At 38.7% G+C, this 23,010-nt stretch carries 23 protein-coding genes and 1 other annotated feature; of the genes, 21 read left to right on the top strand and 2 right to left on the bottom strand.

The window, feature by feature from the left end:
* The first annotated feature begins 72 nt into the window (after nt 1-72).
* Nucleotides 73-435 (top strand): hypothetical protein, encoded by a 363-nt coding sequence (locus tag LA20531_RS11500; RefSeq protein ID WP_056939758.1) that lies wholly within the window; start codon nt 73-75, stop codon nt 433-435.
* 900 nt (nt 436-1,335) lie between these two features.
* Here the strand turns inward: LA20531_RS11500 and LA20531_RS02720 are convergent.
* The gene (locus LA20531_RS02720; RefSeq protein ID WP_056939757.1) at nt 1,336-2,559 is read right to left on the bottom strand and encodes an SLAP domain-containing protein; all 1,224 of its coding nucleotides are present in this window, start codon (nt 2,557-2,559) and stop codon (nt 1,336-1,338) included.
* 247 nt (nt 2,560-2,806) lie between these two features.
* Between LA20531_RS02720 and LA20531_RS02715 the strand changes: the two genes are divergently transcribed.
* The 11 genes from LA20531_RS02715 (at nt 2,807) to rplT (ending at nt 14,404) form a co-directional block, all read left to right on the top strand.
* Nucleotides 2,807-3,037 (top strand): hypothetical protein, encoded by a 231-nt coding sequence (locus LA20531_RS02715; RefSeq protein WP_056939756.1) that lies wholly within the window; start codon nt 2,807-2,809, stop codon nt 3,035-3,037.
* Nucleotides 3,038-3,364: 327 nt separating this feature from the next.
* The gene (gene polA / locus LA20531_RS02710) at nt 3,365-6,028 is read left to right on the top strand and encodes a DNA polymerase I (protein ID WP_056939755.1); all 2,664 of its coding nucleotides are present in this window, start codon (nt 3,365-3,367) and stop codon (nt 6,026-6,028) included.
* Between the two features lie 8 nt (nt 6,029-6,036).
* Nucleotides 6,037-6,867 (top strand): bifunctional DNA-formamidopyrimidine glycosylase/DNA-(apurinic or apyrimidinic site) lyase, encoded by an 831-nt coding sequence (mutM, locus tag LA20531_RS02705; protein WP_056939754.1) that lies wholly within the window; start codon nt 6,037-6,039, stop codon nt 6,865-6,867.
* Entirely contained in the window at nt 6,864-7,466 is a 603-nt protein-coding gene (gene coaE / locus LA20531_RS02700; protein ID WP_056939753.1) for a dephospho-CoA kinase, read from the top strand. The genes mutM and coaE overlap by 4 nt, the downstream gene beginning before the upstream one ends.
* Nucleotides 7,467-7,468: 2 nt before the next feature.
* Nucleotides 7,469-7,936 carry a transcriptional regulator NrdR gene (gene nrdR, locus LA20531_RS02695; protein WP_007126545.1) on the top strand — a complete coding sequence of 156 codons (468 nt, stop codon included), beginning with the start codon at nt 7,469-7,471 and terminating at the stop codon, nt 7,934-7,936.
* Between the two features lie 2 nt (nt 7,937-7,938).
* Nucleotides 7,939-9,288, top strand: coding sequence for a replication initiation and membrane attachment family protein (locus tag LA20531_RS02690; RefSeq protein WP_056939752.1), 1,350 nt, complete (start codon nt 7,939-7,941; stop codon nt 9,286-9,288).
* A 16-nt stretch (nt 9,289-9,304) separates the two neighbouring features.
* Nucleotides 9,305-10,222 carry a primosomal protein DnaI gene (gene dnaI, locus LA20531_RS02685; RefSeq protein ID WP_056939751.1) on the top strand — a complete coding sequence of 306 codons (918 nt, stop codon included), beginning with the start codon at nt 9,305-9,307 and terminating at the stop codon, nt 10,220-10,222.
* Nucleotides 10,223-10,502: 280 nt separating this feature from the next.
* The gene (gene thrS, locus LA20531_RS02680; protein WP_056939750.1) at nt 10,503-12,440 is read left to right on the top strand and encodes a threonine--tRNA ligase; all 1,938 of its coding nucleotides are present in this window, start codon (nt 10,503-10,505) and stop codon (nt 12,438-12,440) included.
* 673 nt (nt 12,441-13,113) lie between these two features.
* Nucleotides 13,114-13,225 (top strand) — a sequence feature (ribosomal protein L20 leader region).
* Between the two features lie 26 nt (nt 13,226-13,251).
* Entirely contained in the window at nt 13,252-13,785 is a 534-nt protein-coding gene (gene infC, locus LA20531_RS02670) for a translation initiation factor IF-3 (RefSeq protein WP_082589005.1), read from the top strand.
* A gap of 21 nt (nt 13,786-13,806) precedes the next feature.
* Complete coding sequence (gene rpmI, locus LA20531_RS02665) at nt 13,807-14,007, top strand: 50S ribosomal protein L35 (RefSeq protein WP_013642294.1); 201 nt, start codon at nt 13,807-13,809, stop codon at nt 14,005-14,007.
* A gap of 40 nt (nt 14,008-14,047) precedes the next feature.
* Nucleotides 14,048-14,404: a 50S ribosomal protein L20 gene (gene rplT, locus LA20531_RS02660; RefSeq protein WP_003627118.1), complete on the top strand. Its 357-nt coding sequence runs from the start codon at nt 14,048-14,050 to the stop codon at nt 14,402-14,404.
* A 50-nt stretch (nt 14,405-14,454) separates the two neighbouring features.
* On the opposite strand, the gene add is transcribed toward rplT, so the two are convergent.
* A complete protein-coding gene (gene add, locus LA20531_RS02655; protein ID WP_056939748.1) occupies nt 14,455-15,456 on the bottom strand; it encodes an adenosine deaminase in 1,002 nt (333 codons plus the stop codon).
* Nucleotides 15,457-15,595: 139 nt separating this feature from the next.
* Here add and LA20531_RS02650 point away from each other — a divergent pair, with 139 nt between their 5' ends.
* From LA20531_RS02650 to LA20531_RS02610, 9 genes are all read left to right on the top strand, one after another.
* Nucleotides 15,596-16,120: a YqeG family HAD IIIA-type phosphatase gene (locus LA20531_RS02650; protein WP_013438402.1), complete on the top strand. Its 525-nt coding sequence runs from the start codon at nt 15,596-15,598 to the stop codon at nt 16,118-16,120.
* Nucleotides 16,113-17,222 carry a ribosome biogenesis GTPase YqeH gene (gene yqeH / locus LA20531_RS02645; RefSeq protein WP_056939747.1) on the top strand — a complete coding sequence of 370 codons (1,110 nt, stop codon included), beginning with the start codon at nt 16,113-16,115 and terminating at the stop codon, nt 17,220-17,222. Before LA20531_RS02650 ends, yqeH begins: the two co-directional genes overlap by 8 nt.
* A 10-nt stretch (nt 17,223-17,232) precedes the next feature.
* A complete protein-coding gene (locus LA20531_RS02640; protein ID WP_056939746.1) occupies nt 17,233-17,886 on the top strand; it encodes a nicotinate-nucleotide adenylyltransferase in 654 nt (217 codons plus the stop codon).
* Nucleotides 17,867-18,460, top strand: a complete 594-nt coding sequence (gene yqeK, locus LA20531_RS02635) for a bis(5'-nucleosyl)-tetraphosphatase (symmetrical) YqeK (protein WP_056939745.1) — start codon at nt 17,867-17,869, stop codon at nt 18,458-18,460. The genes LA20531_RS02640 and yqeK overlap by 20 nt, the downstream gene beginning before the upstream one ends.
* Before the next feature lie 21 nt (nt 18,461-18,481).
* Nucleotides 18,482-18,829 (top strand): ribosome silencing factor, encoded by a 348-nt coding sequence (gene rsfS, locus LA20531_RS02630; RefSeq protein WP_013438398.1) that lies wholly within the window; start codon nt 18,482-18,484, stop codon nt 18,827-18,829.
* 5 nt (nt 18,830-18,834) lie between these two features.
* Entirely contained in the window at nt 18,835-19,986 is a 1,152-nt protein-coding gene (locus LA20531_RS02625) for a nucleotidyltransferase (RefSeq protein WP_056939744.1), read from the top strand.
* A gap of 1 nt (nt 19,987) precedes the next feature.
* Nucleotides 19,988-20,545, top strand: coding sequence for a DUF177 domain-containing protein (locus LA20531_RS02620; RefSeq protein ID WP_056939743.1), 558 nt, complete (start codon nt 19,988-19,990; stop codon nt 20,543-20,545).
* A gap of 157 nt (nt 20,546-20,702) precedes the next feature.
* Nucleotides 20,703-21,419, top strand: a complete 717-nt coding sequence (locus tag LA20531_RS02615; RefSeq protein WP_013438395.1) for a response regulator transcription factor — start codon at nt 20,703-20,705, stop codon at nt 21,417-21,419.
* Nucleotides 21,397-22,983 (top strand): HAMP domain-containing sensor histidine kinase, encoded by a 1,587-nt coding sequence (locus LA20531_RS02610; protein WP_099202239.1) that lies wholly within the window; start codon nt 21,397-21,399, stop codon nt 22,981-22,983. The genes LA20531_RS02615 and LA20531_RS02610 overlap by 23 nt, the downstream gene beginning before the upstream one ends.
* Nucleotides 22,984-23,010: the final 27 nt, after the last annotated feature.

The raw sequence follows: 23,010 nt of genomic DNA, 5'->3' as shown, positions 1-23,010 counted from the left end.
CGAAAAGTATTGTCTAAAAAAGGTAGTATTGTTTTGATATGATAAAGCTAACTAAAGAGTAGGAACAGTACCATGCCAATATTCACTAGATATAGATTAAGTGGTGAAGTAGTCGAATCTCGATTTATAGATTCAGATGAAATTACAAAACACAAGTATAGTATTCTAGGTCAAAAAGCTAGAATTACTACAAATGATGGTAAAGTTTATGAAGGCTTTGCAGATGAACCTTATCTGACTGGAAAAGGTAATAGCCTAACTTTAAAGTGGTATGACACGGATTATAAAACAGGACATCTGAGAAGTGGTAATATGGTTACCATATTTATACCGATAGACACTGTTGCTAAGATTGAAGTAATCTTATACAGTAATCCACGTTGGGGCCTTCCACCATTTAATGAATTTTTGTTTAGTAGTGAGATAAAGCGTTGAGAGTTTAAACCTGATGATGAGTTGAAACAATTTATTAGAGACTTTAATAAAAAACATCAAAAATAAGATTGATAAATTTCTACTTGTAACTACTATTCTTAGTTGATATCTTTTGATATAATTTTATGAGTAGAAAACAAATGTTTTGTTTAAAATCTTCATTTAACTCGTGAGAAATGTAAATAAATCCTGATAAAAACAGGCCGTTTGCAAAAGCTGCTTTTTTATCTAATCTAAGAGGAATGTAAATACAGCAAACAATGGCTTAAAGTCTTCACGACGTCAATTTTTTATCTAACTCAAGAGAATTACAAATAAATATATTTACAATAAAAAAGGCGATTCCTTAGTGGAAATCGTCCTTTTTTGCATATACAGAATGATATGAATTAGTAATGTTAAGGTCATGTTAGGGTTTTTAGAAAATTTTGAGTTATCTTGGAGAATGCTAAGAGAGATGAATTTAAATCACTGAGTTCATTAGTACTTTTTATATTAAGTATCATACATATCAATTGAATATATGCTCTGAGTGCGTAAGTTGATTTATTTGAAAAATGTTTATGAGTAATTTGTGCTAATTTATCAATGATTTTCATATTCCCAATGTTTGCTTCTTTTACAAGACCACGCTGGTGAGAAAGTGCAGAGTATAGACACCAATATGGGTCATGTGAATCAGTATTATGAGATTCAATCTCTTTTAGCAAGTCTTTTTCGAAAACAGAAAAAGAATGATTAAGAACTGCTTTACAAAGTTCGTCTCGGGACTGGAAGCAGCGATAAATGGGGATAACTGAGCAGTGGCAGACCCTTAGCCACTGCTCGAACCTTCACGTTTATCAAACCTCCCTTTTTAAAAAGCCGTAGGATATAGTATCCATGCGACTTTTCTTTGTATTATTTACTTGAATTTGTGGTTTTATTTGAGTCTTTGTGTGACCAAGGAAAATTTTGTACATCCTTTTCTCTGGCAAAGCCCCATAACCCTGATTTTTGCACTTTACCATTGGGATCTGTATATTGGATGTTTTCATCGTTGTCTACAAATTTGGCATCGGTTGAGCCTCTCCATTTATTAACAAAGCTCAGTACTTGTTGTCTTACTTCAGGGGTCAAATCTATTTTTCGGCCTTGCATTGACTCCTCAACTACAATTACAGGCATGTTTTCTTCTTTACCGTAGCCATCTAAGTTTTTCATTGTGTTTTCAATATCAGACATCATCTTTTGCAAATCAGCCTTAGTGTATGTAGTAGGTATACTCTTAGAAAGCATGTAATTATTCATACAATCCCAGCCCTTGCTTGTGGCGTCTTCAAAAGGCTTGCGTGTAGCATATGAAGATGCTCCTTCATCTGCATCATCTGCAGAAGCAGCTTTATCAAGAAGAGCATTTAAGGCTTTATAGTCATCTTCAGTAGGAAGCTCAGAACTAGATGCTATTTGATTACTGTTTGTATTTGACGACTGGCTATTTGAGCCATTTGTAGCAGAGCTGCTGCTATTAGCAGTGTTTGAAGTGTTACTTGATGAACTGCTATTTGTAGTATTTTGCTGTGAATTAGTTGAAGTACTGCTGTTGGAAGTACTTGTATTATTTGAATTGATGCGCTTATTGGTGTTTGAGTTGATTGGACCATCATAAGCTAATAAAACATTGTTTGAGCGTATGTATTGGTTGTCGTCAATTTGTACATACTTTTTGCCATTGATACGTACCGGCTTGCCGTAATAAGTTACACTGCGACCTTTACGGAGTTTCATGCCTTTAATACGTTGGCCTTGGGCATTGTACACGTAAGAATTACGAACCAAACTCGTTTCATAGCCGTTAGTTAGTGCTGAACTATTTCTGTGTTTAGCAAAATTTGAAGTCTTGATGTAGATATTACCACTAATGATGTTGTATTTTTTACCATTTAGTTCGATAGTTCCAATCACTTTGACTCTGCTACCTTTACGGTAAAGCTTTTTGTTTGCACGTTGGCCATTGTAGTTATAAGCATATGCATTGTGTGTTAATCTCCGGTAGCTAGTTGCAGCATTAGTAGTTTGAGTGTTCATGCCAAATAGACCTGCAGTGAGTAGTGCTGCTGTAGAGTACTTTACTAGTTTATTCATTCTCTTGTTATCTTCTTTCCTTATTAATAGCTTTAATAATTCTAATTATATAACTTATAGAGAATCATGAGATAACTATATTTTAGGCAGTAAGGAGCTATTTATTACTTTAATGCCTAAAATTTTTATTTAATCATAATGTATATAGGGTCTTTTCTTTAGATTGAGCACACTTTTCGAAGAATATATTTTAAATTGATAGAATAGTTGCATAGATATAGAACTATCGAGAGAGGAATTGCTAAAAATGCTTGTAGGTGAAGACGATCTTTACAAAAAATTTGAAGGAGACAGTGAATTTAAAAGATGTGGATTCTGTCATAAAAAATATTTTCGAAAAGAATTTCTGAGAGTACCAGAATTTGAAACAATAGCAGAAGATATTTGTCCTTATTGCAATGGACTTAATAGCATGTGTGGTCCAAATTTTAAATATATAAATTATAAAATTGAAGATATTGATGTAAACAATTTATAGGTTCAAGAGTGCAATATTACCGATGCTGATCATAATTTTATTTTATAAATTTGATGGACTGGAAAAAGTTTTGTGCTTTAATAGTTATAGACCTCTTTCAGGTCTAATTAATTAAATGCTTTGAAGTCGTCCTATTTTAGGGCGGCTTTTTTGACGTTCTCTACATAAAGGGACTGTTTTAGTGTAATAAAAATGATTTATGATCAAGACTCCACAAAAGTGAAGCCTTTTTTCTTTTCCATTAAACTTCCTATTAAAAGATTGCTATTGAAACTGGTAAAATAGATAAGTAAGTATAGAGAACAATTTTTATAAAAGGGGAATAAAATGGCAGATAAAAAATTACTTCTAATCGATGGTAACTCTGTAGCTTTCAGAGCCTTTTACGCTCTTTATCGTCAACTAGAATCTTTCAAGAGTCCGGATGGCCTGCACACTAATGCCATTTATGCTTTTAAGAATATGCTTGATGTCCTTTTGAAGGACGTTGAGCCAACCCATATTTTGGTAGCTTTTGATGCAGGAAAAGTCACTTTTAGAACAAACATGTATGGAGAATATAAAGGTGGACGTGCGAAAACTCCAGAAGAGTTGCTCGAACAAATGCCTTATATTCAAGAAATGCTGCATGACTTGGGTATTAAAACTTATGAATTGAAGAATTATGAAGCCGACGATATTATTGGTACTTTTGTTGATAAAGGTGAGAAGAACGGCTTTACTACCACAGTTGTGACTGGTGACCGTGACTTAACTCAACTTGCTTCAGACAAAACTACCGTTGAAGTGACCAAATCTGGAGTTTCTCAACTTGAAGCCTACACACCTGAACATATGAAGGAAGTTAACGGCGTCACTCCAACTGAATTCATTGATATGAAGGCTTTGATGGGGGATAATTCCGATAATTACCCTGGTGTAACTAAAGTTGGTCCTAAGACTGCATCACGTTTGATTCAAAAATACGGTTCCGTTGAAGGGATTTACGATCATATCGACGAAATGAAGAAGTCCAAGCTGAAAGAAAACTTGATCAACGATAAGGACAAAGCATTTTTAGCTAAAAAGTTAGCAACTATTGACCGTGATTCACCAGTCACCATTGATATTGATGATATAAAACGTCAGCCAGTTGATTATGAAAAGCTGCGTCAATTCTACGAAAAGATGAACTTCCGCAAGTTCTTAACTGACCTAAATGCTTCAGGTGCTGGTCAAGATAGCACCGAAGTTGAAAAAGTAGAATACACTGTTTTAAACGACGACAACGTTAAAGATGTTAAAGCTACTGAAGCTGATACCATTGAATTTTACTTAGAAATGCTTGGTGCCAACTATCACCTAGCTCCTTTTGTTGGCTTCAGTTTGAAGATCAATGACAAGATCTACGTTTCAAGAGACGTTGAATTGCTTGAAGAAGATAATATCAAGCACATCTTAGAAGACGAAAAGATTCAGAAGAACGTCTTTGACCTGAAGAGAACAATGGTTGCTGCACATCGTTTGGGCATTCACACTCACGGCCTTGATTACGACATGCTTTTGGCATCCTACTTGATCAATAATGAAAATAACTCCAACGATCTTGGTGAAATTGCCCATCTTTATGGGGATTATTCCGTTAAGACCGACCTTGAAGTCTACGGCAAAGGTAAGAGTGAACACATCCCTGATGACGATGATGAATTATTCAACCACTTAGCTTCCAAGGTCAACGCCATTGAATCACTCAAGAAGACTCTGCTTGAAAAGCTCAAAGACCACGAACAAGATGCCTTGTTTGATACGATCGAAATCCCAACCGCGTGCGTTTTAGCCAGAATGGAAATGAACGGGATGAAGGTTGAAGCCAGCACCTTGATTCAACTGCAAAATGAATTTGCCGTTCAATTGAAGGAACTCGAAGACAAGATTTATAGCCAAGCCGGTGAAAAGTTCAACTTGAATTCACCTAAGCAACTAGGTCACATTTTGTTCGAAAAGCTTGGTTTGCCAGTCATCAAAAAGACCAAAACTGGTTACTCAACTTCAGTTGAAGTCTTGGATCAATTAAAGACGCAAAGTCCAATCGTTAGTGAAATTTTGGATTACCGTCAAATTGCCAAGATTCAATCTACCTATGTAAAGGGTCTGCTTGACGTCATTCAACCAGATGGCCGCGTGCACACACGTTACTTGCAGACTTTTACTGCAACTGGTCGACTTTCTAGTGTGGATCCTAACTTGCAAAATATCCCTACCCGCACTGAAGAAGGAAAGCAAATCAGAAAGGCCTTCGTGCCAAGTGAACCAGACGGCTACATTTTCTCTTGCGACTATTCACAAGTTGAGCTTCGTGTCTTGGCCCATGTTTCTGGCGATCAAAACATGCAAGAGGCCTTCAAGACCGGATACGATATTCACTCACACACCGCGATGAAGATTTTCCACTTGGATTCACCAGATCAAGTAACGCCACTGATGCGTCGTCACGCTAAGGCTGTTAACTTCGGTATCGTTTATGGTATTTCCGATTACGGTTTGTCCAAGAACTTAGGCATTTCTAGAAAACGTGCCCAAGAATTTATCGACAACTACTTCGAACAATATCCTCAAATCAAGGATTACATGGATAAGGCTGTGCAAAAAGCGCGTGACAAAGGCTATGCCGAAACAATTATGCACCGTCGCAGATACTTGCCAGATATTCACGCTAAGAAGTACACCGTGCGTGCCTTTGCTGAAAGAACCGCCATCAACTCACCAATCCAAGGTTCAGCTGCTGATATCATCAAGATTGCCATGATTAACATGCAAAAGAAGCTTGATGAATTGCACCTCAAGACCAAGATGGTAGTTCAGGTGCACGACGAATTAATTTTTGATGTGCCAAAAGATGAACTTGAAACAATCAAGAAGATTGTGCCAGAAGTAATGCAATCAGCAGTTAAGCTTGATGTGCCACTAATTGCTGATTCTGGTTGGGGCCACAATTGGTACGATGCAAAGTAGGTGATTAGATGCCTGAAATGCCCGAAGTTGAAACTGTTCGGAGAACTTTAACTCCTTTAATTAAAGGAAAGACAATTGAAAAAGTAATTCTGTGGTATCCAAAAATCGTTGCGACGGACCATGACAAGTTTGTCAATGAACTGCCAGGCAAAAAGATTATTCGCATCGACCGCTATGCCAAGTATTTATTGATTCGCTTGAATGATAATTTAACAATTGTGTCGCACTTACGCATGGAAGGAAAGTATCATTTAACTACGCCGGAAGCGCCTAAAGACAAGCATGATCACGTAGAATTTATTTTTACCGACGGCACTGCCTTGCGCTATAACGATGTGCGCAAATTTGGCCGTATGCAGCTAGTTTTGACCGGAACCGAGCGACAAACAACTGGCATCGGTAAACTGGGCGTTGAACCCAATACGCCGGAATTTAGTGAGCAGTATTTTTTGTCTAGCTTAAAGAGAAAAAAGAAGAACATCAAAAATGTCTTGCTCGATCAAACTGTTGTTGCAGGTTTAGGCAACATTTATGTCGATGAAACCTTGTGGCAAAGCAAGATCCATCCCTTGAGTTTGGCTAACAAAATTCCTGCCAATAAAGTAGAAGATCTGCGTAAAAATATTAATGAAACCATCAAAATTGCCACAGAAAAGCGCGGTACAACTGTTCATAGCTATTTGGATGCAAACGGCGAAGTTGGTGGTTACCAAGAAATGCTACAAGTTTACGGCCACGCCGGTGAAGCATGTCCTAGATGTGGCACGACTTTGGAAAAGATTAAGGTTTCAGGAAGGGGCACCACTTTTTGCCCTCATTGTCAGGTGATTTATAAATGACATACGTTTTAGCTTTAACTGGCGGAATTGCAACAGGCAAAAGCACCGCGGATCAATTTTTTAAAAAGCAAAATATTCCTATTGTCGACTGTGACGAAATAGCGCATGATTTAATGAAGCCAAAAAATGCTTCTTGGCAAGCAATTAAGGATAATTTTGGCGAAGAATATCTGAATTCTGACCAGACGATTAACCGTAAAAAGCTCGGTCAATTAGTTTTTAGTAATAAAAGTGCGCTAAATAAACTAAATCAGTTGACTCATCCTCTAATTTTCGATAAAACAGTACAAAAGATAACATCATATCAAAATGAAGATATGGTTATCCTTGATGCACCAGTTTATTTTGAATCTGGCTTAGATAAGAAGCATATTGCCAATAGTGTGTTGGTAATTACTTTGCCAGAATCTATTCAAATAGAGCGATTAAAACAAAGAAATAATTTAACTGATAAAGAAGCCAGAATGCGGATTAATAGCCAAATGCCGTTGTCTAAAAAAACACAATTGGCTGATTTTGTAATTGAAAATACTGGTACAATAAAAGAACTAGAAAGTAAACTAGAACAATTATTAAATAAAATCAAAAAAGAGGGGTAGCTATGGAATGTCCAAATTGTCATCAAAATGCCTCCCGCGTTATTGATTCACGTCCTAGTGATGAAAACCGGGCAATTAGAAGACGTCGAGAATGTGAAAACTGTGGTTTCCGTTTTACGACCTTTGAGCGTATTGAAACGGCGCCTTTATTAGTAATTAAGAATGATGGAACGCGTGAACCATTTAGCCGCAAGAAGATTTTGCACGGTGTAATGGCTGCAGGTCAAAAGCGTCCAATCAGCAGTGAACAATTCGAACAATTAGTTGATCACGTTGAAAACAAGGTAAGAAAGCAAGGCGTCAGCGAAATCTCGTCTAAGAAGATTGGTCAATATGTCATGGACGAGTTGGCTGATCTAGACGATGTTGCTTACATCAGATTTGCTTCCATTTATCGTGAATTTAAAGACATGTCTAGCTTTATGAAGACTATGGAAGACATGATGGCCAAAAAGGGAAAGGGTAATTAAAAATGTTTGAGACATCTGATCCCAAGCACCTCTACTATGTAGCCAATCGCGTTACGCTTTTTCCCGAAGATGAACAAATACTGATTAAACTATATCAGCCATTGGTTGGTGCCATTGCGGTTGCTTTGTACCAAACTTTGATCAGCAACTACGACCCATATGGCATCGTTTCCGATTCTAAGGGTATCTATTCGCTGCAAGAACAACTGGATTGTAGCTTAAAGACGATGTTTACATCGCTTCATAAATTAGAGGCCGTGGGGTTAGTTCAAACATTTTTATCCGATAATGTTTTTAATAACGTCATCGTGTTTAAATTGCTTAAAGTGCCTAGTGCTGATAAGTTTTTCGCTACGCCGCTTCTTGCAAGTTTGCTTAAGGAAAAAGTTGGCGAAGAAACCTTTCATGAATTAAGCCACAAGTTCGCTAAAGAAGCTAAGTTGCGGGAAAAGCCTATTAAGAATGCGCGCGATGTTTCGGCTAATTTCTTTGATATGTTCCGTTTGCCGGGGGATGAAGCAATCACTCCATCCAGCGATGTAATTGAGGCCGCCAAAGAAAACAAAGTTCATGAAGAAGAGGTGGCCCAAGTTAACGACAGGGATGCAATCGATTGGGACTTTATCAAAGAGCAATATGAGGTTTATCAAATTCCAGCTAGTGAAGTTGATAATAAGAAGAATCAAATTCGCTCTTTGATGCAGACGTATGGCTTGTCCGAAAAAGAATTCGTGGATGAGAGTTTGCCATGCCTTCATGGTTCGTATGAATTGAACATGCGCGACATTAGCAATACTTTAGCTGAGAACTACAAACGGATTAACACTAGAGAACACGTGCAAAAGCAGGTAAATGAAGGCCGTAAAAAGGCTTTGGCTGCAATTAAGGGCTTGGACGACAACGATAAGAAGTTGCTCAAGGAAGCCAATGAAAGCTCACCCGCTGAGTTTTTGTATAAGATAAAAACAGAAAAGGGCGGCATTGCCAGTGCAGGCGAGCGGCAGATTATCAATAATTTGCACACCCAGTATGGTTTGCCAGAAGATTTGATCAATATTCTGACCTATACTTGTTTGACTTACGATACTGTAGTGAACTCAAACTTGGCCTACAAGATCGCTAACGACTGGCTCCAACATGGTGTTGCAACCGCGGTTCAGGCTTTGCAGTACGTGAAGAAACGTCGCGATAGTTTTGGCAATGGCAATAATCGAAGATCCAGAAGAAACTATAACTATCAAAATAAGCGCGTAGAAAAGGGCACCGATTGGAGCAAGAAGAAGGTGGATACCAATTCCGGTATTTCTACTGCGCAATTGAAGGACTTGTTTAAAGATTTGAACAATAAATAAGAAAGCAGGTGAATAAATGGAACCAATAGGCAATGTGATCAAGCAAATTGTTAAACAGCGCAATTTAGGCGATGAAAAGACTTTGGAGAATCAAGCCTTGCATGATCCTGATGTGCAAGCTTTTCTTAAGCAAAATGCGGATAAAATCGATCAAAAGATGATTCGCAATAGCATGTCGAATCTTTACGAATTTTATTCACAAAAAACGCATCCCAACAAGGTGATGGTCGGTTATGCACCGCAGCTATTTTTAAACGGCAAGGTAATCGACATTCGCTATGCACCGACAAGAGCTAAGATCGCACAAGACCGTAAAAAGGCAGCGCAAAGACGGCTGCAGCTCATTGATTTGCCTGCTCGTTTGCATGACGTTAGTTTAAGTGAAATTGACGTTACAGACGATCGGAACAATGTTCTTGCTTTAATTTATGATTTCTTGAAGAAGTATAAAAAAGACCCGCACCAAAAAGGTTTATATCTTTCAGGCGATTTCGGCGTTGGTAAGACCTATATTTTGGCAGGTCTTGCTAATTATGTCGTTACCAACATGAATAAAAACGTCATTTTCTTGCACGTGCCAACATTTATTGCCGGCCTTGCTAGTCACTTTGACGATAATAGCCGAATTAGCTTGCAAGAAGAAATCCGTAGATTATCCGAATGTGATTTGCTTATTCTGGATGATATTGGGGCCGAAAGTCTCAGCCAATGGTCACGTGATGACGTCTTAGGCGTAATTTTGCAGGCAAGAATGGATAATGTTTTGCCAACCTTCTTCTCATCCAATTTGGACATGGAAGCATTGCAGTCACACTTTGAAGAAACGCGTAATGCGACCGACCCAGTTAAGGCGAGAAGACTGATGCAGCGTGTCCGCTTTTTGGCTAAAGAAATTGTGGTGCCAGGACCTGACCGCAGAAATTCTTTGCATTAATTTTTAAAAAGGTCTTGCATCCCCAGCTCGAATGCGTATAATTGAAACTAATTAAACGAGACATGATGAACCTCGCTTCAGAGAGAGGGACCTAGTTCTGGAAGTCCTTCATTAGAGGCTCACCCCAATCGTTTATTCCCAAAGTTAAAATTTTAGGTTGGATACCTTTATCAATCCGAATATAAGAGGTTAGACACACGCTAACCTGAATTTTGGGTGGAACCACGCAATTAACGTCCCAGTGCTATTGAGCACTGGGATTTTTTTTGGAGGTAATTTTATGAGTTTTTCAGTTACTTTACCAGACGGCTCAAAGAAAGAATTTGACAAAGCCGTTTCAGTTAAAGATGTAGCTTCATCAATCGCAACTTCACTTGGAAAAGCTGCTGTTGGTGCTAAGGTAAATGGCCAAGTTAAGCCACTTGATTACGAAATCGATAGCGACGTTGAAATTGCTATCCTTACTGATAAAGACGATGAAGGTTTGGATATCTTAAGAGCAACTGCAGCATTTGCACTTGAAGCTGTTGCTAAGAAGAAGTACCCAGAACTTCGTTTAGGTGAACACGTAGCTGACGAAGGTGGCTTCTACATTGACACTGACAAGAAGGACCAAATCAAGGTTACTGAATTGCCAGAACTTGAAAAGGCTATGGAAAAGCTTGTTAAGAGTGGTCAAGCAATTGAACACGTTGAAATGGACAAGTCAGAACTTGAAGATATCTACAAGGACGACCCATACAAGAGTGAACTTTTGAAGAAGGTTGAAGGCGACAAGGTTGACGCTTACAAGTTAGGCGACTTCGTAGACTTTGGTTTTGACGCATTACTTCCAAACACTGGTAAGATCAAGCACTTCAAGCTTTTGTCAGTAGCTGGTGCTTACTGGTTAGGTAAGTCATCAAACCCAATGCTTCAAAGAATCTTCGGTACTGCATTCTTCAAAGAAGCAGCATTGAAGGATGACTTAAAGCGTCGTGCAGAAATTAAGGAACGCGACCACCGTACTATCGGTCGTGACCTTGACCTCTTCTTCGTAGATCCTAAGGTTGGTGCAGGTCTTCCTTACTGGATGCCAAAGGGTGCTACTATTCGTCGTGTTGTTGAACGTTACATCATCGACCGTGAAGTAGCTGATGGTTACCAACACGTTTACACTCCAGTACTTATGAACCTTGACGCTTACAAGACTTCAGGTCACTGGGCACACTACCGTGATGACATGTTCCCACCAATGGATATGGGTGATGGCGAAATGCTTGAACTTCGTCCAATGAACTGTCCATCACACATCCAAATTTACAAGCACCACATTCGTTCATACCGTGACTTGCCACTTCGTGTTGCTGAACTTGGTATGATGCACAGATACGAAAAATCAGGTGCTTTGTCAGGTCTTCAACGTGTACGTGAAATGACTTTGAACGATGGTCACACCTTCGTAGCTCTTGACCAAGTTCAAGACGAATTTGCTAAGATCTTGAAGTTGATCATGGACGTATACAAGGACTTCGACATTACTGATTACTACTTCAGACTTTCATACCGTGATCCAAAGAACACTGAAAAGTACTTTGCAAACGATGAAATGTGGGAAAGAAGTCAAAAGATGCTTAAGGGTGCTATGGATGACCTTGGCCTTGACTACGTTGAAGCTGAAGGTGAAGCAGCATTCTACGGTCCTAAGCTTGATATCCAAACTAAGACTGCTTTGGGTAACGACGAAACTATGTCAACTATTCAACTTGACTTCATGCTTCCAGAAAGATTTGGCTTAACTTACGTTGGTCAAGATGGTGAAGAACACCGTCCAGTTATGATCCACCGTGGTATTGTTGGTACTATGGAAAGATTCATTGCTTACTTAACTGAAATTTACAAGGGTGCCTTCCCAACTTGGCTTGCTCCAATCCAAGCTGAAATCATCCCAGTTAACAACGACGCTCACGGCGAATACGCCGAAAAGGTTCGTCAAGAACTTGCTAAGCGCGGCTTCAGAGCAGAAGTTGACAACAGAAACGAAAAGATGGGTTACAAGATTCGTGAATCACAAACCCAAAAGGTACCTTACACTTTGGTATTAGGTGACGAAGAAATGAAGAACGGTAGCGTAAACGTACGTCGTTACGGTACTGACGAAGAAATTTCTAAGAGTCTTGACGACTTCATCAAGGAAATTGACGCTGACGTTAAGTCATACTCAAGAGAAAACAACTAATATTTAAATAGTTAAATACCTAAAAGGTAGTAGATGGCCAATAAGCTGTCTACTACCTTTTTTATGCCTAAAACTAGCTATGGATAGGATTAACAAAATAAAAAATTTTTAGCCGTTTTTTGGATAACAGGTTTAATTTAAAGTATATTCTTTAGTGTATTTTAGTGATTTATATACTATATTTATTCCTATAAAAATTTAATAATGATTAAAAATACATTATTTATCATACCTGTATAGGAATGCACAAATGCTGCTAGTTAGGGTGCTACCAAACTTTTCACCACACCTAAGAATACGCGTGGTGTTTGGTAACACAAAGAAGCTGGTAAAGTTATTAGAACTAAAATTACTGCACATACCATTAACGGCCTCAAGGTTTATAAGGTATTAAAGGGTAAAGAAGCAGATAAGTGGGATAAAAAGTTAAATGCTGCCGATGAAAAGGCTAACTACAAATTAGCTGACAAAGTTTCTAATTCACAATATGAAGCTTACACCTTTAAATTCCACGGCATTACCGGCTTCAACGCAAACGGCTGGCTTGCTGGCGGTGGTGCTGGCAACTACTTCATCAGCTACGCTTACAAAGAAATTAGCTAAATAATTTAATTCAGAAAAGATAATAATTTTATTGACGGAAAAGGGTTAAACGAGTATACTACTTCTAGTTGAGAACAAGAAGAGGCTCCCGCTTCTCGCCTAAGTTAAATTAACCTCTGGGCTGATCGATATTTTCTGTTGATTAAAGGCGGGTGATACTTATCCCGCCTTTTTCTTGTCCTCGAAATTAACACGGAGGTGAACAGTTATACCAAGAAGTTTAATCTTAAACGATAAAATTCGTGCACGCGAAGTCCGTTTAATTGATGAAGATGGTAAGCAAGTTGGCGTCATGAACAAGATGGAAGCCTTACGTCGCGCAAGCGATGCTGGTCTTGACCTTGTTTTGATTTCACCAAATGCCAAGCCACCTGTAGCACGTATCATGGACTACGGTAAGTACCGCTTCGAACAACAAAAGAAGCTTAAGGAATCCCGTAAGAATTCCAAGACAGTTAGTGTCAAAGAAATTCGTTTGAGTCCAACAATTGAAGGCAACGACTTCGAAACGAAGTTGAAGCACGTTCGTAAGTTTGTTTCTAAAGAAGGAGCTAAGGTTCGTGTATCAATCCGCTTTAGAGGTCGTGCCATCACTCATAAGGAATTAGGCCAACAAGTACTTGAGAAGATGGCTGAATCAACTTCCGATATTGCTAATGTAATTAGCAAGCCTAAGATGGAAGGCCGTTCAATGTTCTTAATGCTCGCACCTAAGAGTGAAAAGGACAAAAATAAAAAGTAGTTAATTGGAGGAAATAGAAATATGCCAAAGATGAAAACACACCGCGCTTCTGCTAAGCGTTTTAAGAGAACTGCAAATGGTGGCTTAAAGCGTCACCACGCATTTACTGGCCACCGTTTCCACGGTAAGACTAAGAAGCAACGTCGCCACTTGAGAAAAGCTGCTATGGTTTCAAGCAGTGATATGAAGCGTATCAAGCAAATGGTTGCTCAAATGCACTAATTATTTGTTCTTGAAAAAACTATAGTAGGAGGAAATTTAAATGCCAAGAGTTAAAGGTGGAATTGTAACACGTAAACGTCGTAAGAAGGTCATGAAGCTTGCCAAGGGTTACCGTGGCGCAAAGCACATGCAATTTAAGGCTGCAAGCACTCAATTATTCGTTTCATACAAGTACGCATTCCGCGACCGTAGAAGACGTAAGAGTGAATTCAGAAAGTTATGGATTGCTCGTATTAACGCAGCTGCAAGACAAAACGACATCTCATATTCTAAGTTAATGCACGGCTTGAAGTTAGCTGGTGTTGACATGAACCGTAAGATGTTAGCTGATATTGCTTACAACGATTCAAAGACTTTTGCACAATTAGCAGAAACTGCTAAGAAGGCATTGAACTAATTAGTTCAAAAATAGAGGCCAGGGAAATTATTCCTGACCTCTATTTTTTACTATTTTTGAATTAAAGCTCTTAACCTGATTTTTTCATCTGGTGTCGTAAATGCCGCATCAACTGCATTTAGGTAAAGCGTCGTTTCTTCTGCTGGCGTTAAATTGGTTTGTTGCTCGAGTAACTTATATTCATGCGGTAAATTAGTATTTGAAACCGTCATATCGTCGGAATTCAGGGTAACTTTCATCCCTTTATGCAGCAATTTTTTAATCGGATAAGAATCAATCTGATCGAATGCTTTGGTGTTCATGTTGGAAGTTGCGCAGCATTCCAGCACGATTTGCTTTTTAATTAATTCCTGCGTTAACTCTGGGTCCTCAGTGCAACGAATGCCGTGACCAATTCTTTTGGCACCCATGGCCAGGGCTTGGCGAATAGAATCGGGACCGTCTGCTTCACCAGCATGGATTGTATAGGGAACGCCAAGCTTTTTTGCTTGATCAAAGAAGAACTTATATTTGATGTTAGGAATCGGGCCTTCGGCACCGGCTAAGTCAAGGCCGACTACACCTTTGCCCAAAAACTTTTTAGCCAGCTTCACAGTTTCCATGTTCTGTTTTTGATTATCGGCAAAGCGCATCAAACAAAGGATTAAACCAGCATGTAGTTCAGGTAAAGTTATTTGTTTCTTTTGATCAGCTAAAAACTTATTGAGTCCACTAATCGCTGCCTCAATCGCATCTTCTTGAGTTAGACCTTTTTTCGTGTGCAGCTGCGGTGCAAAACGGATTTCTGCATAAACCAGACCTTGCTGTTTTAATTCGACAAGCAAATCATAAACAATCGTTTCAAGATCATGTCTTGTCTGCATCAATTTGTTAGGCAAAGCGAATTTTTCTAAAAATTGATCTAAACTTTTACAGCTAGAATCAACAGACAACTCTTGGCGCAGTTCTTCATCTGAAAGAGCAGGCATATTGTGTTCTTTCATTAACTTCTTAACTGTAGCAACGGGGACTGAACCATCTAGGTGAAGGTGTAAATCGATAAACTTTCTCATTTTCCTCCCTTTCTAAATTTTTGATGAAATAGGTTAAATTGTTTAGTATTGTATCACTTTTTGCTAAGAATGAAACAAAAGTTTCTAATACAAACGCATTTTTGATATTATAGAGAGTGATAAAAAATGGAGAGTTTATATGTTATTTAGACCAAAATACACAATAAATACTATTTATAATCTGGACCCCCAGAAATTGAATGAGATGGGAATAAAAGCAGTTTTTTCAGACCTAGACAATACGCTTCTTGCTTGGAATAAGTTTGAAACTGCTAAAGAGATGAACAAATTAAACAGGCGATTAGCCAAGGCGAACATTAAGCTGGTCGTAATTTCGAATAATAATGCTCAACGTGTAGGAAAGGTGCTTACCCCTTACCACATTGACTTTGTTTCTGAGGCACGCAAGCCATTACCGTTTGCAATAACACGTAAACGCGAAGAAATGCATTTGCAAAAGGATCAAGTAATGATGGTAGGCGATCAGCTGATTACCGATATGCAGGCTGGAAATTTGGCTGGAGTTGAGACGGTATTGGTTAAGCCACTGGTTGAAACAGATAAGTGGAATACCAGAATTAATCGATTCTTTGAAAAGATCATCTTTTTCTTTCTTGGTTTATCACATCGAGTAACATTTAAGGAGACTTTGCAAAATGGATGAGGAGATTATTTGTATTGGTTGTGGGGCAGTGCTCCAATCCAATGATCCTAAAAAAGCAGGCTACTTGCCTAAGAGCGCATTAGACAAAGCAAGAAATGAAGAAAACGCAGAAGTATACTGCCAACGTTGCTTCAGATTGCGCCACTATAACGAAATCATGCCAGTCGATTTAAACAACGACGACTTCTTGGCGCTGCTTAATTCACTTTCCGAAAAGAAGGCATTAGTAGTTAACGTGGTCGACTTGTTTGACTTCTCAAATTCACTTTTATCATCATTAAAGCGTTTTGTAGGTGGCAATGATTTTATCTTAGTCGGAAATAAGTTCGATCTGTTCCCTAAGAATTCTAGACAAAGCAAGATTAAGGACTGGATGAGACAAGAAGCTAACCGCATGGGCCTTTATCCTAAAGAAATCTTCTTGGTTTCTGCTAAGAGAAAGGTCAATCTGGAAAGCTTGATTGCTTATATTAATAAACAATCACAAGATAAAGACGTTTATTTTGTAGGTACAACCAACGTTGGTAAGTCTACTTTGATCAACGCAATTATCGACATGATGGGTGATATCCAAAACTTGATTACCACGTCACGTTTTCCTGGTACAACTTTGGATCGAATCGAAATTCCACTTGAAAATGGTCACTTTTTGATCGACACCCCAGGGATCATGACCGATAATCAATTGGCTACTCACTTGAATGCTAAAGACTTGGAATTGATTTCACCAAAGAAGCCGCTCAAGCCAGCTACTTATCAGCTTATGCCTGGTAACACCTTATTCTTAGCCGGACTTGGACGAATCGATTATTTAAAAGGCGAGTCAACTAGTTTTACCGTTTATGTAGCGCGCGATATGTACGTTCACCGCACTAAGACGGCCAACGCTGATGCTTTTTATGAAAAGCATGTTGGTGAATTGCTTGCTCCACCTGCTAAAGACGATAAGTTGCCAGCACTTAAGGGGCAGGAATATCGAACTGAATATAAGAGCGATCTTTTATTTGGTGGGATCGGTTTTGTGACCGTTCCAGAGGGATGCGTTGTTAAGACTTACACGCCAGATGGTATTGGTTTAGGAATTCGTCGTGCATTGATTTAGAGGTTTTCGTATGGTAAATCCAAAATGTATTGAAAAAGCACCTGCTGCTGAAGTTAAGGCTCAATTAGAACGTGAAAATGGTAAAGGCCGTCAAATCGGCATTATGGGCGGTACTTTTAATCCTGTCCATATTGCTCACTTGGTTGCGGCCGAACAAGCAATGACTAAGTTGCGTTTGGATGAGGTTTGGTTTATGCCAGATAATATTCCACCTCACAAGAATGCACCATTAACATCAGCTAAAGATAGAGCGACGATGTTAGATTTGGCAACTCGTGATAATCCTAAGTTTAGGGTTAAATTGCTTGAATTGTTCCGTGGCGGCGTTTCTTATACTGTAGATACAATGCGCTACTTAAAGGAAAAAGCACCACAGAATAATTACTATTTAATCATGGGAAGCGATCAAGTTAACAGTTTCCATACCTGGAAAGAAGCACCTACTCTGGCTAAAATGGTTACGCTGGTCGGAATTCGTCGCCCTGGCTATCCACAAGATCCGCAATATCCAATGATTTGGGTAGATGCGCCAGATATTCGTTTGAGTTCTACTGCAATTCGTCGCTCCGTGGCTACCGGTACTTCAATTAGATATTTGGTACCAGAACCAGTTAGAAAGTATATTGAAGAAAAGGGGCTTTACCTTGACGAAACTAACATTTAAAAAGACTTATTCACCATTATCTAGTGATGAAATTATTGCTAAAGAAAAAGCTAATATGGACAAAAAGAGATTTAAGCACTGCGTTCGCGTTAGTGAAACTGCCCGTAAATTAGCAAAGTTGAATCACTATGATGAAGATAAGGCAGCACTCGCTGGCTTTGTACATGATTATGCCAAACAAGTTTCCGTTGAAGAATACCGTAAGGTAATCAAGGAACAAGATTTTGACAAGGATTTGCTTAATTGGAATCGTGCAATTTGGCACGGTATCGTTGGGACTTACTTTATCGAACACGATCTAAAAATCAGAGATCATGAAATTTTGACCGCAGTGCGTCGTCACACCACAGGTGATACTGAGATGACCATGCTGGACAAAATCGTCTTTATGGCCGACTTTATTGAACCAGGGCGTGATTTTCCTGGCGTAGATGAAGCACGTAAAATCACTTATGCCAACATTGATGAAGGTGTCGGCTATCAGTTAGCACACACCTTAGAGTTTTTAGTTGAAAAGAGAAAAAGAATTTATCCACGCACTATAGCAGCATATAATGTTTGGAGTACTAAATAATAAAAACAAAGGAGAAAAAATTTGACTAGTCAAGAAATTTTAGATTTTACTACTAAAGCTATTAGCGATCGTCACGGTGAAGATACCGAAGCTTATGATATGCGCGGAATCAGTATTTTAGCGGATTACTACGTAATTACTAGTGCAGGTTCAAACCGTCAACTTCACGCTATTGTTAACTCAATTGTTGATGAAGCTCACCAAAACAACTACACTGATTACCGCATCGAAGGTACTAGAGACTCTAACTGGCTTTTAGTAGACTTAGGCGACGTTGTAGTTAACATCTTTACCAAGGAAGCACGTGAGTTTTACAACCTTGAAAAACTTTGGGCTAATGGTAAGCAAGTTGAATTAAAGGAAGACTAATAAAAATGAGCGTTGTGGGGATTATTTCAGAATTTAATCCTTTCCATAGTGGTCACGAATTTTTATTAAATCAGGCACGCTTAATTGCCCAAAATGATCCTATCGTCGTTATTATGTCAGGCAACTACGTTCAACGTGGCGAAATGGCCATTATGAGCAAGTGGGAGCGCGCCAAAGCCGCTTTGCAATCTGGTGCCGATTTAGTATTTGAAACGCCTTTTTCTACGGCAGTTGAACCAGCTGACCTATTTTCATTAGGTAATATCGAGCAATTATCTAAATTGGGCGTCACAGATTTAGTATTTGGGGTTGAAGATGCTAACTTGAATTTTGCCTATCTTGGTGGCAAGATTGCGGAAATTCCCAAAAATCATATGGACTTTAAGGATTATAGTCAGACCTATTCAACTCAATATAATCAAATGGTAGCTCGAGAAGTAGGCCATGAAATTAATCAACCTAATGCCATTTTGGGTTTAGCTTATTCCGTGGCTAACTACAATCTTGGCTCACCTTTAAAGTTGCATCCCATCAATCGAATCGGTGCAGGCCACGATGATTTATTGCAACGCAGTGGCGTTGTGCAAAGTGCCAGCGCAATTCGTAACTTGCTTTTACACGGAGAAGATACCAGCAACTTGAAGTATTGGATGCCTAAAGCCGAAGCCGCAGTTTTAAGCAAGCAAAAAGTATATCCTAACTGGAACTTATTGTATCCATTTTTGAAATACCGCATTGAATCTTCTTCAGTGGAAGATTTGCGTCAAATCTATCAAATGAGTGAAGGACTCGAATACAAGATGAAGCAAGAAATTCACTTGTCGCGTGATTTCACTGAATTCTTGCGCAGAATCAAGTCTAAGCGGTATACTTATTCTCGTTTGCGCCGTCTGAGTTTATACACTCTGTTAAACGTGACGCAAGATGACATGATTGCTAGCTTTAATCATGAATCACTAATGCTTTTGGGCTTTAGTAAAATTGGACGTAATTTTTTAAAAGATAATCGTAAAAATTTCCAAACGGAAATTATTTCTAAGGTTGATAAGAGAAGCGCAAAAGATGGTTCTCTTGCACTTCAAGTTAGAACCGATCGTTTATTTGAACAAATAATGGGAGTTGACCAAAACTTTGGCCGACGTCCAATAGAGGTGTAATATGTTAGAAATTAGTTTTTCTAAAATAAAAAATGCTTCTGAGCCACTTACTCATATCGAACGTGATGTAGAGATGCGCCCAGAATTTTTCAAGCGAAGTAAGGAACTTTTGATTGATGCCAAGAATGTGCATCTATCAGGAGACTTGTTCTATCAAGAACCATTTGTAACCGGCAATTTTCATATCACAGCTGACTTAACAGTTCCATCTAGTAGAAGCTTAAAACCGGTTGATTATCAAGAAGACTTCACTTTTGTAGAAAACTACATTGATCGCAAGCCTACAAAGGAAGAATTAGAGGATAATGACACAATCGTACAAGTAGATAATGATGTTATTGATTTGCAAACTGCTGTTGAAGATAATATGTTGCTGAATATTCCAACTACTATTTTGACACCGGAAGAAAAGGAAAAGAATATTTTCCCAGAAGGTAATGGCTGGGAAGTTATCTCTGAATCTGCCTTTGATGAAGGTAAGAAGAATCAAGTTAACCCAGCTTTTGCTAAGCTGAAAGTCTTGCTTGATAATCAAGATGACAAAAACGATAAAAAATAGTAACAAAATTATCGAAACAATCAAAGAATTTTAACTTTGATTGTTTTTTAATCTTGTTTTAGAGCGGTTTTTAAAGTATCCTTTAATTATAAAAGTATTTTTTAATTAATTTATTAGTATTAAAAGAATAAATTGATCTATGAGGAACTGAGATAAGATGGCAAAAATTCTGATTATTGAAGATGAAAAAAACTTGGCTCGCTTTGTAGAGCTCGAATTACAACACGAAAATTATGAAACCGTAGTAGAAAACAACGGCCGTAAGGGTTTGGACGATGCCCTTTCCCAAGATTTTGATGCAATTTTACTTGACTTAATGCTTCCAGATTTAAACGGTTTGGAAATTGCTCGTCGTGTACGTCAAGTTAAGACTACTCCTATCATCATGATGACTGCACGTGACTCTGTTATTGACCGTGTATCAGGCCTAGATCACGGTGCTGATGACTATATCGTTAAACCATTTGCAATTGAAGAACTTCTTGCACGTTTACGTGCCGTTTTGCGTCGTGTAAAGATTGAAAAGGATGCTTCTAAGGTAACTGTTGCTAAGCAAAAGATTGTTAAGTTCAAGGACTTGACTATTGAAACTGCTAATAGAATTGTTCACCGCGGTGACGGTAAGGCAATTGATTTAACTAAACGTGAATACAACTTACTCATGACATTGATCGAAAATAAGAACAACGTTGTTAGTCGTGATCAATTGTTGAACAAGATTTGGGGACCTGAATCAAACATCGAAACTAACGTGGTCGAAGTTTACGTTCGTTACTTGCGTAACAAGATCGATGTACCAGGTCAACCATCTTACATCAAGACAGTACGTGGTACTGGATACATGGTAAGAGATGAAGATGATGATCAAGAATAAAAGAGATAGAGCTAAAGAGACCAAACATTCATCGTTAATTGTGCGATGGGTAAGTATCGTTGCGTTGACGATTACGGTCTCTTTTGTCTTATTTTCAGTTGTGGTTTATCAAATTGTAAGTAAGCAATCGATGTACCAGCAGGAAGAAACTTCCGACAATGTAGTGGTTACGCTTGAGCGGACGTTAAGTTCGATTCCAGATGAGTTGGAGATTTCGAATGTCATTCCGTCGCTATCGCCATCTACAAGGCGAATCTTGAACGGCGGTCCTGCCATTAGCAGCAAAGATACGCGGAACAATGCCTTTAGCGACAACCTGATTTCTTTAATATCCAATCCTGATATTAACGTAGCTGTCTACAATCGGCATAACGAGGTTGTCTTTGCCAATGGTGATACGACGCCAAAGTTTAGTCCTTTTAAGGGTAATCGCAGGGTAGTACAGGTTAAACGAAATAATAAAACGACTCTAGTCACCTACCAAAAGGTGTACTCGTCCGTTAATAATAAATTGACTGGGTATGTGGTTGTCTCAAATAAAATGACGTATTACAACCATTTGATGAGCAACTTGCTGCACTGGATGCTGATTATTTCGCTGATTGCAATTATCTTCTTTGTGGCTATTTCATATGTCTTGGTAGTCAATGTTGTTAGACCGATTAAGACGATGTCTAAAGTGGCTAAGGAAGTTAATGCTGATCCAAATAGTGAGGCCAGAATTAAGCCGCTTAATCGTGACGATGAATTAGCAGAGCTGGCCAGTTCTATCAACCAGATGCTGGATCGAATGCAGAGTTATATTGAACAGCAAAAGCAGTTTGTTGGGGATGTTTCTCACGAATTGCGGACCCCTGTTGCCGTAATTGAAGGACACTTAAACATGCTGGAGCGTTGGGGCAAGGATGATCCGCAAATTTTGGATGAATCAATCAAGGCCTCATTGCAAGAAGCTGATCGAATGAAGCACCTGATCCAAGAAATGCTTGATTTGACTAGAGCTGAACAAATTGATGTGCAATATCCATATGAAATAACTAACGTCAATGAAGTAGTACGGAGAGTTGTTTCTGATTTGGCAATGGTTCACCCTGACTTTAAGATTCAGCTTGATGAGGATGACTTGCCTGATGATACTGAGATTCAAATGTATCACGGTCACCTTGAACAACTATTGGTCATTTTGATCGATAATGGTATTAAATACTCAACGGATCGTAAGCAGATCAATGTTTCTGCCGGTGTAACCAAAAAAGAAGTCAGCATCATGGTGCAAGACTTCGGTGAAGGTATTTCACCAGAAGATCAAAAGAAGATCTTTAATCGCTTCTATAGAGTGGACAAGGCCAGAACCCGTGAAAAAGGCGGTAATGGTTTAGGTTTATCAATCGCTCAAAAATTAGTTGATAGTTATAAGGGCGAAATCAGTGTTGAATCTGTAGAAGGGCAAGGCAGTCAATTTAAGATGGTCTTCCCAGTTCTTTCTAAAAAGCGTGCCGCTGAATTACGAAAGATTGAAGCAGAAAAACATAAAAATGATGTGCCAGATGGCATTTTGAAGTAAAAAAATAGGACCTGGAATTTTCCAGAT

Origin of the sequence: Lactobacillus amylovorus DSM 20531, from assembly GCF_002706375.1 — a bacterium.
GTDB lineage: Bacteria > Bacillota > Bacilli > Lactobacillales > Lactobacillaceae > Lactobacillus > Lactobacillus amylovorus.
Note: the sequence above shows the minus strand (reverse complement) of the source record. Positions and strands in the feature narration are given on the sequence as shown.

Coding starts and splice junctions, on each gene's coding strand:
- LA20531_RS11500 (WP_056939758.1), top strand. CDS start 73: ATGCCAATATTCACTAGATATAGATTAAGTGGTGAAGTAGTCGAATCT.
- LA20531_RS02720 (WP_056939757.1), bottom strand. CDS start 2,559: ATGAATAAACTAGTAAAGTACTCTACAGCAGCACTACTCACTGCAGGT.
- LA20531_RS02715 (WP_056939756.1), top strand. CDS start 2,807: ATGCTTGTAGGTGAAGACGATCTTTACAAAAAATTTGAAGGAGACAGT.
- polA (WP_056939755.1), top strand. CDS start 3,365: ATGGCAGATAAAAAATTACTTCTAATCGATGGTAACTCTGTAGCTTTC.
- mutM (WP_056939754.1), top strand. CDS start 6,037: ATGCCTGAAATGCCCGAAGTTGAAACTGTTCGGAGAACTTTAACTCCT.
- coaE (WP_056939753.1), top strand. CDS start 6,864: ATGACATACGTTTTAGCTTTAACTGGCGGAATTGCAACAGGCAAAAGC.
- nrdR (WP_007126545.1), top strand. CDS start 7,469: ATGGAATGTCCAAATTGTCATCAAAATGCCTCCCGCGTTATTGATTCA.
- LA20531_RS02690 (WP_056939752.1), top strand. CDS start 7,939: ATGTTTGAGACATCTGATCCCAAGCACCTCTACTATGTAGCCAATCGC.
- dnaI (WP_056939751.1), top strand. CDS start 9,305: ATGGAACCAATAGGCAATGTGATCAAGCAAATTGTTAAACAGCGCAAT.
- thrS (WP_056939750.1), top strand. CDS start 10,503: ATGAGTTTTTCAGTTACTTTACCAGACGGCTCAAAGAAAGAATTTGAC.
- rpmI (WP_013642294.1), top strand. CDS start 13,807: ATGCCAAAGATGAAAACACACCGCGCTTCTGCTAAGCGTTTTAAGAGA.
- rplT (WP_003627118.1), top strand. CDS start 14,048: ATGCCAAGAGTTAAAGGTGGAATTGTAACACGTAAACGTCGTAAGAAG.
- add (WP_056939748.1), bottom strand. CDS start 15,456: ATGAGAAAGTTTATCGATTTACACCTTCACCTAGATGGTTCAGTCCCC.
- LA20531_RS02650 (WP_013438402.1), top strand. CDS start 15,596: ATGTTATTTAGACCAAAATACACAATAAATACTATTTATAATCTGGAC.
- yqeH (WP_056939747.1), top strand. CDS start 16,113: ATGGATGAGGAGATTATTTGTATTGGTTGTGGGGCAGTGCTCCAATCC.
- LA20531_RS02640 (WP_056939746.1), top strand. CDS start 17,233: ATGGTAAATCCAAAATGTATTGAAAAAGCACCTGCTGCTGAAGTTAAG.
- LA20531_RS02625 (WP_056939744.1), top strand. CDS start 18,835: ATGAGCGTTGTGGGGATTATTTCAGAATTTAATCCTTTCCATAGTGGT.
- LA20531_RS02620 (WP_056939743.1), top strand. CDS start 19,988: ATGTTAGAAATTAGTTTTTCTAAAATAAAAAATGCTTCTGAGCCACTT.
- LA20531_RS02615 (WP_013438395.1), top strand. CDS start 20,703: ATGGCAAAAATTCTGATTATTGAAGATGAAAAAAACTTGGCTCGCTTT.
- LA20531_RS02610 (WP_099202239.1), top strand. CDS start 21,397: ATGAAGATGATGATCAAGAATAAAAGAGATAGAGCTAAAGAGACCAAA.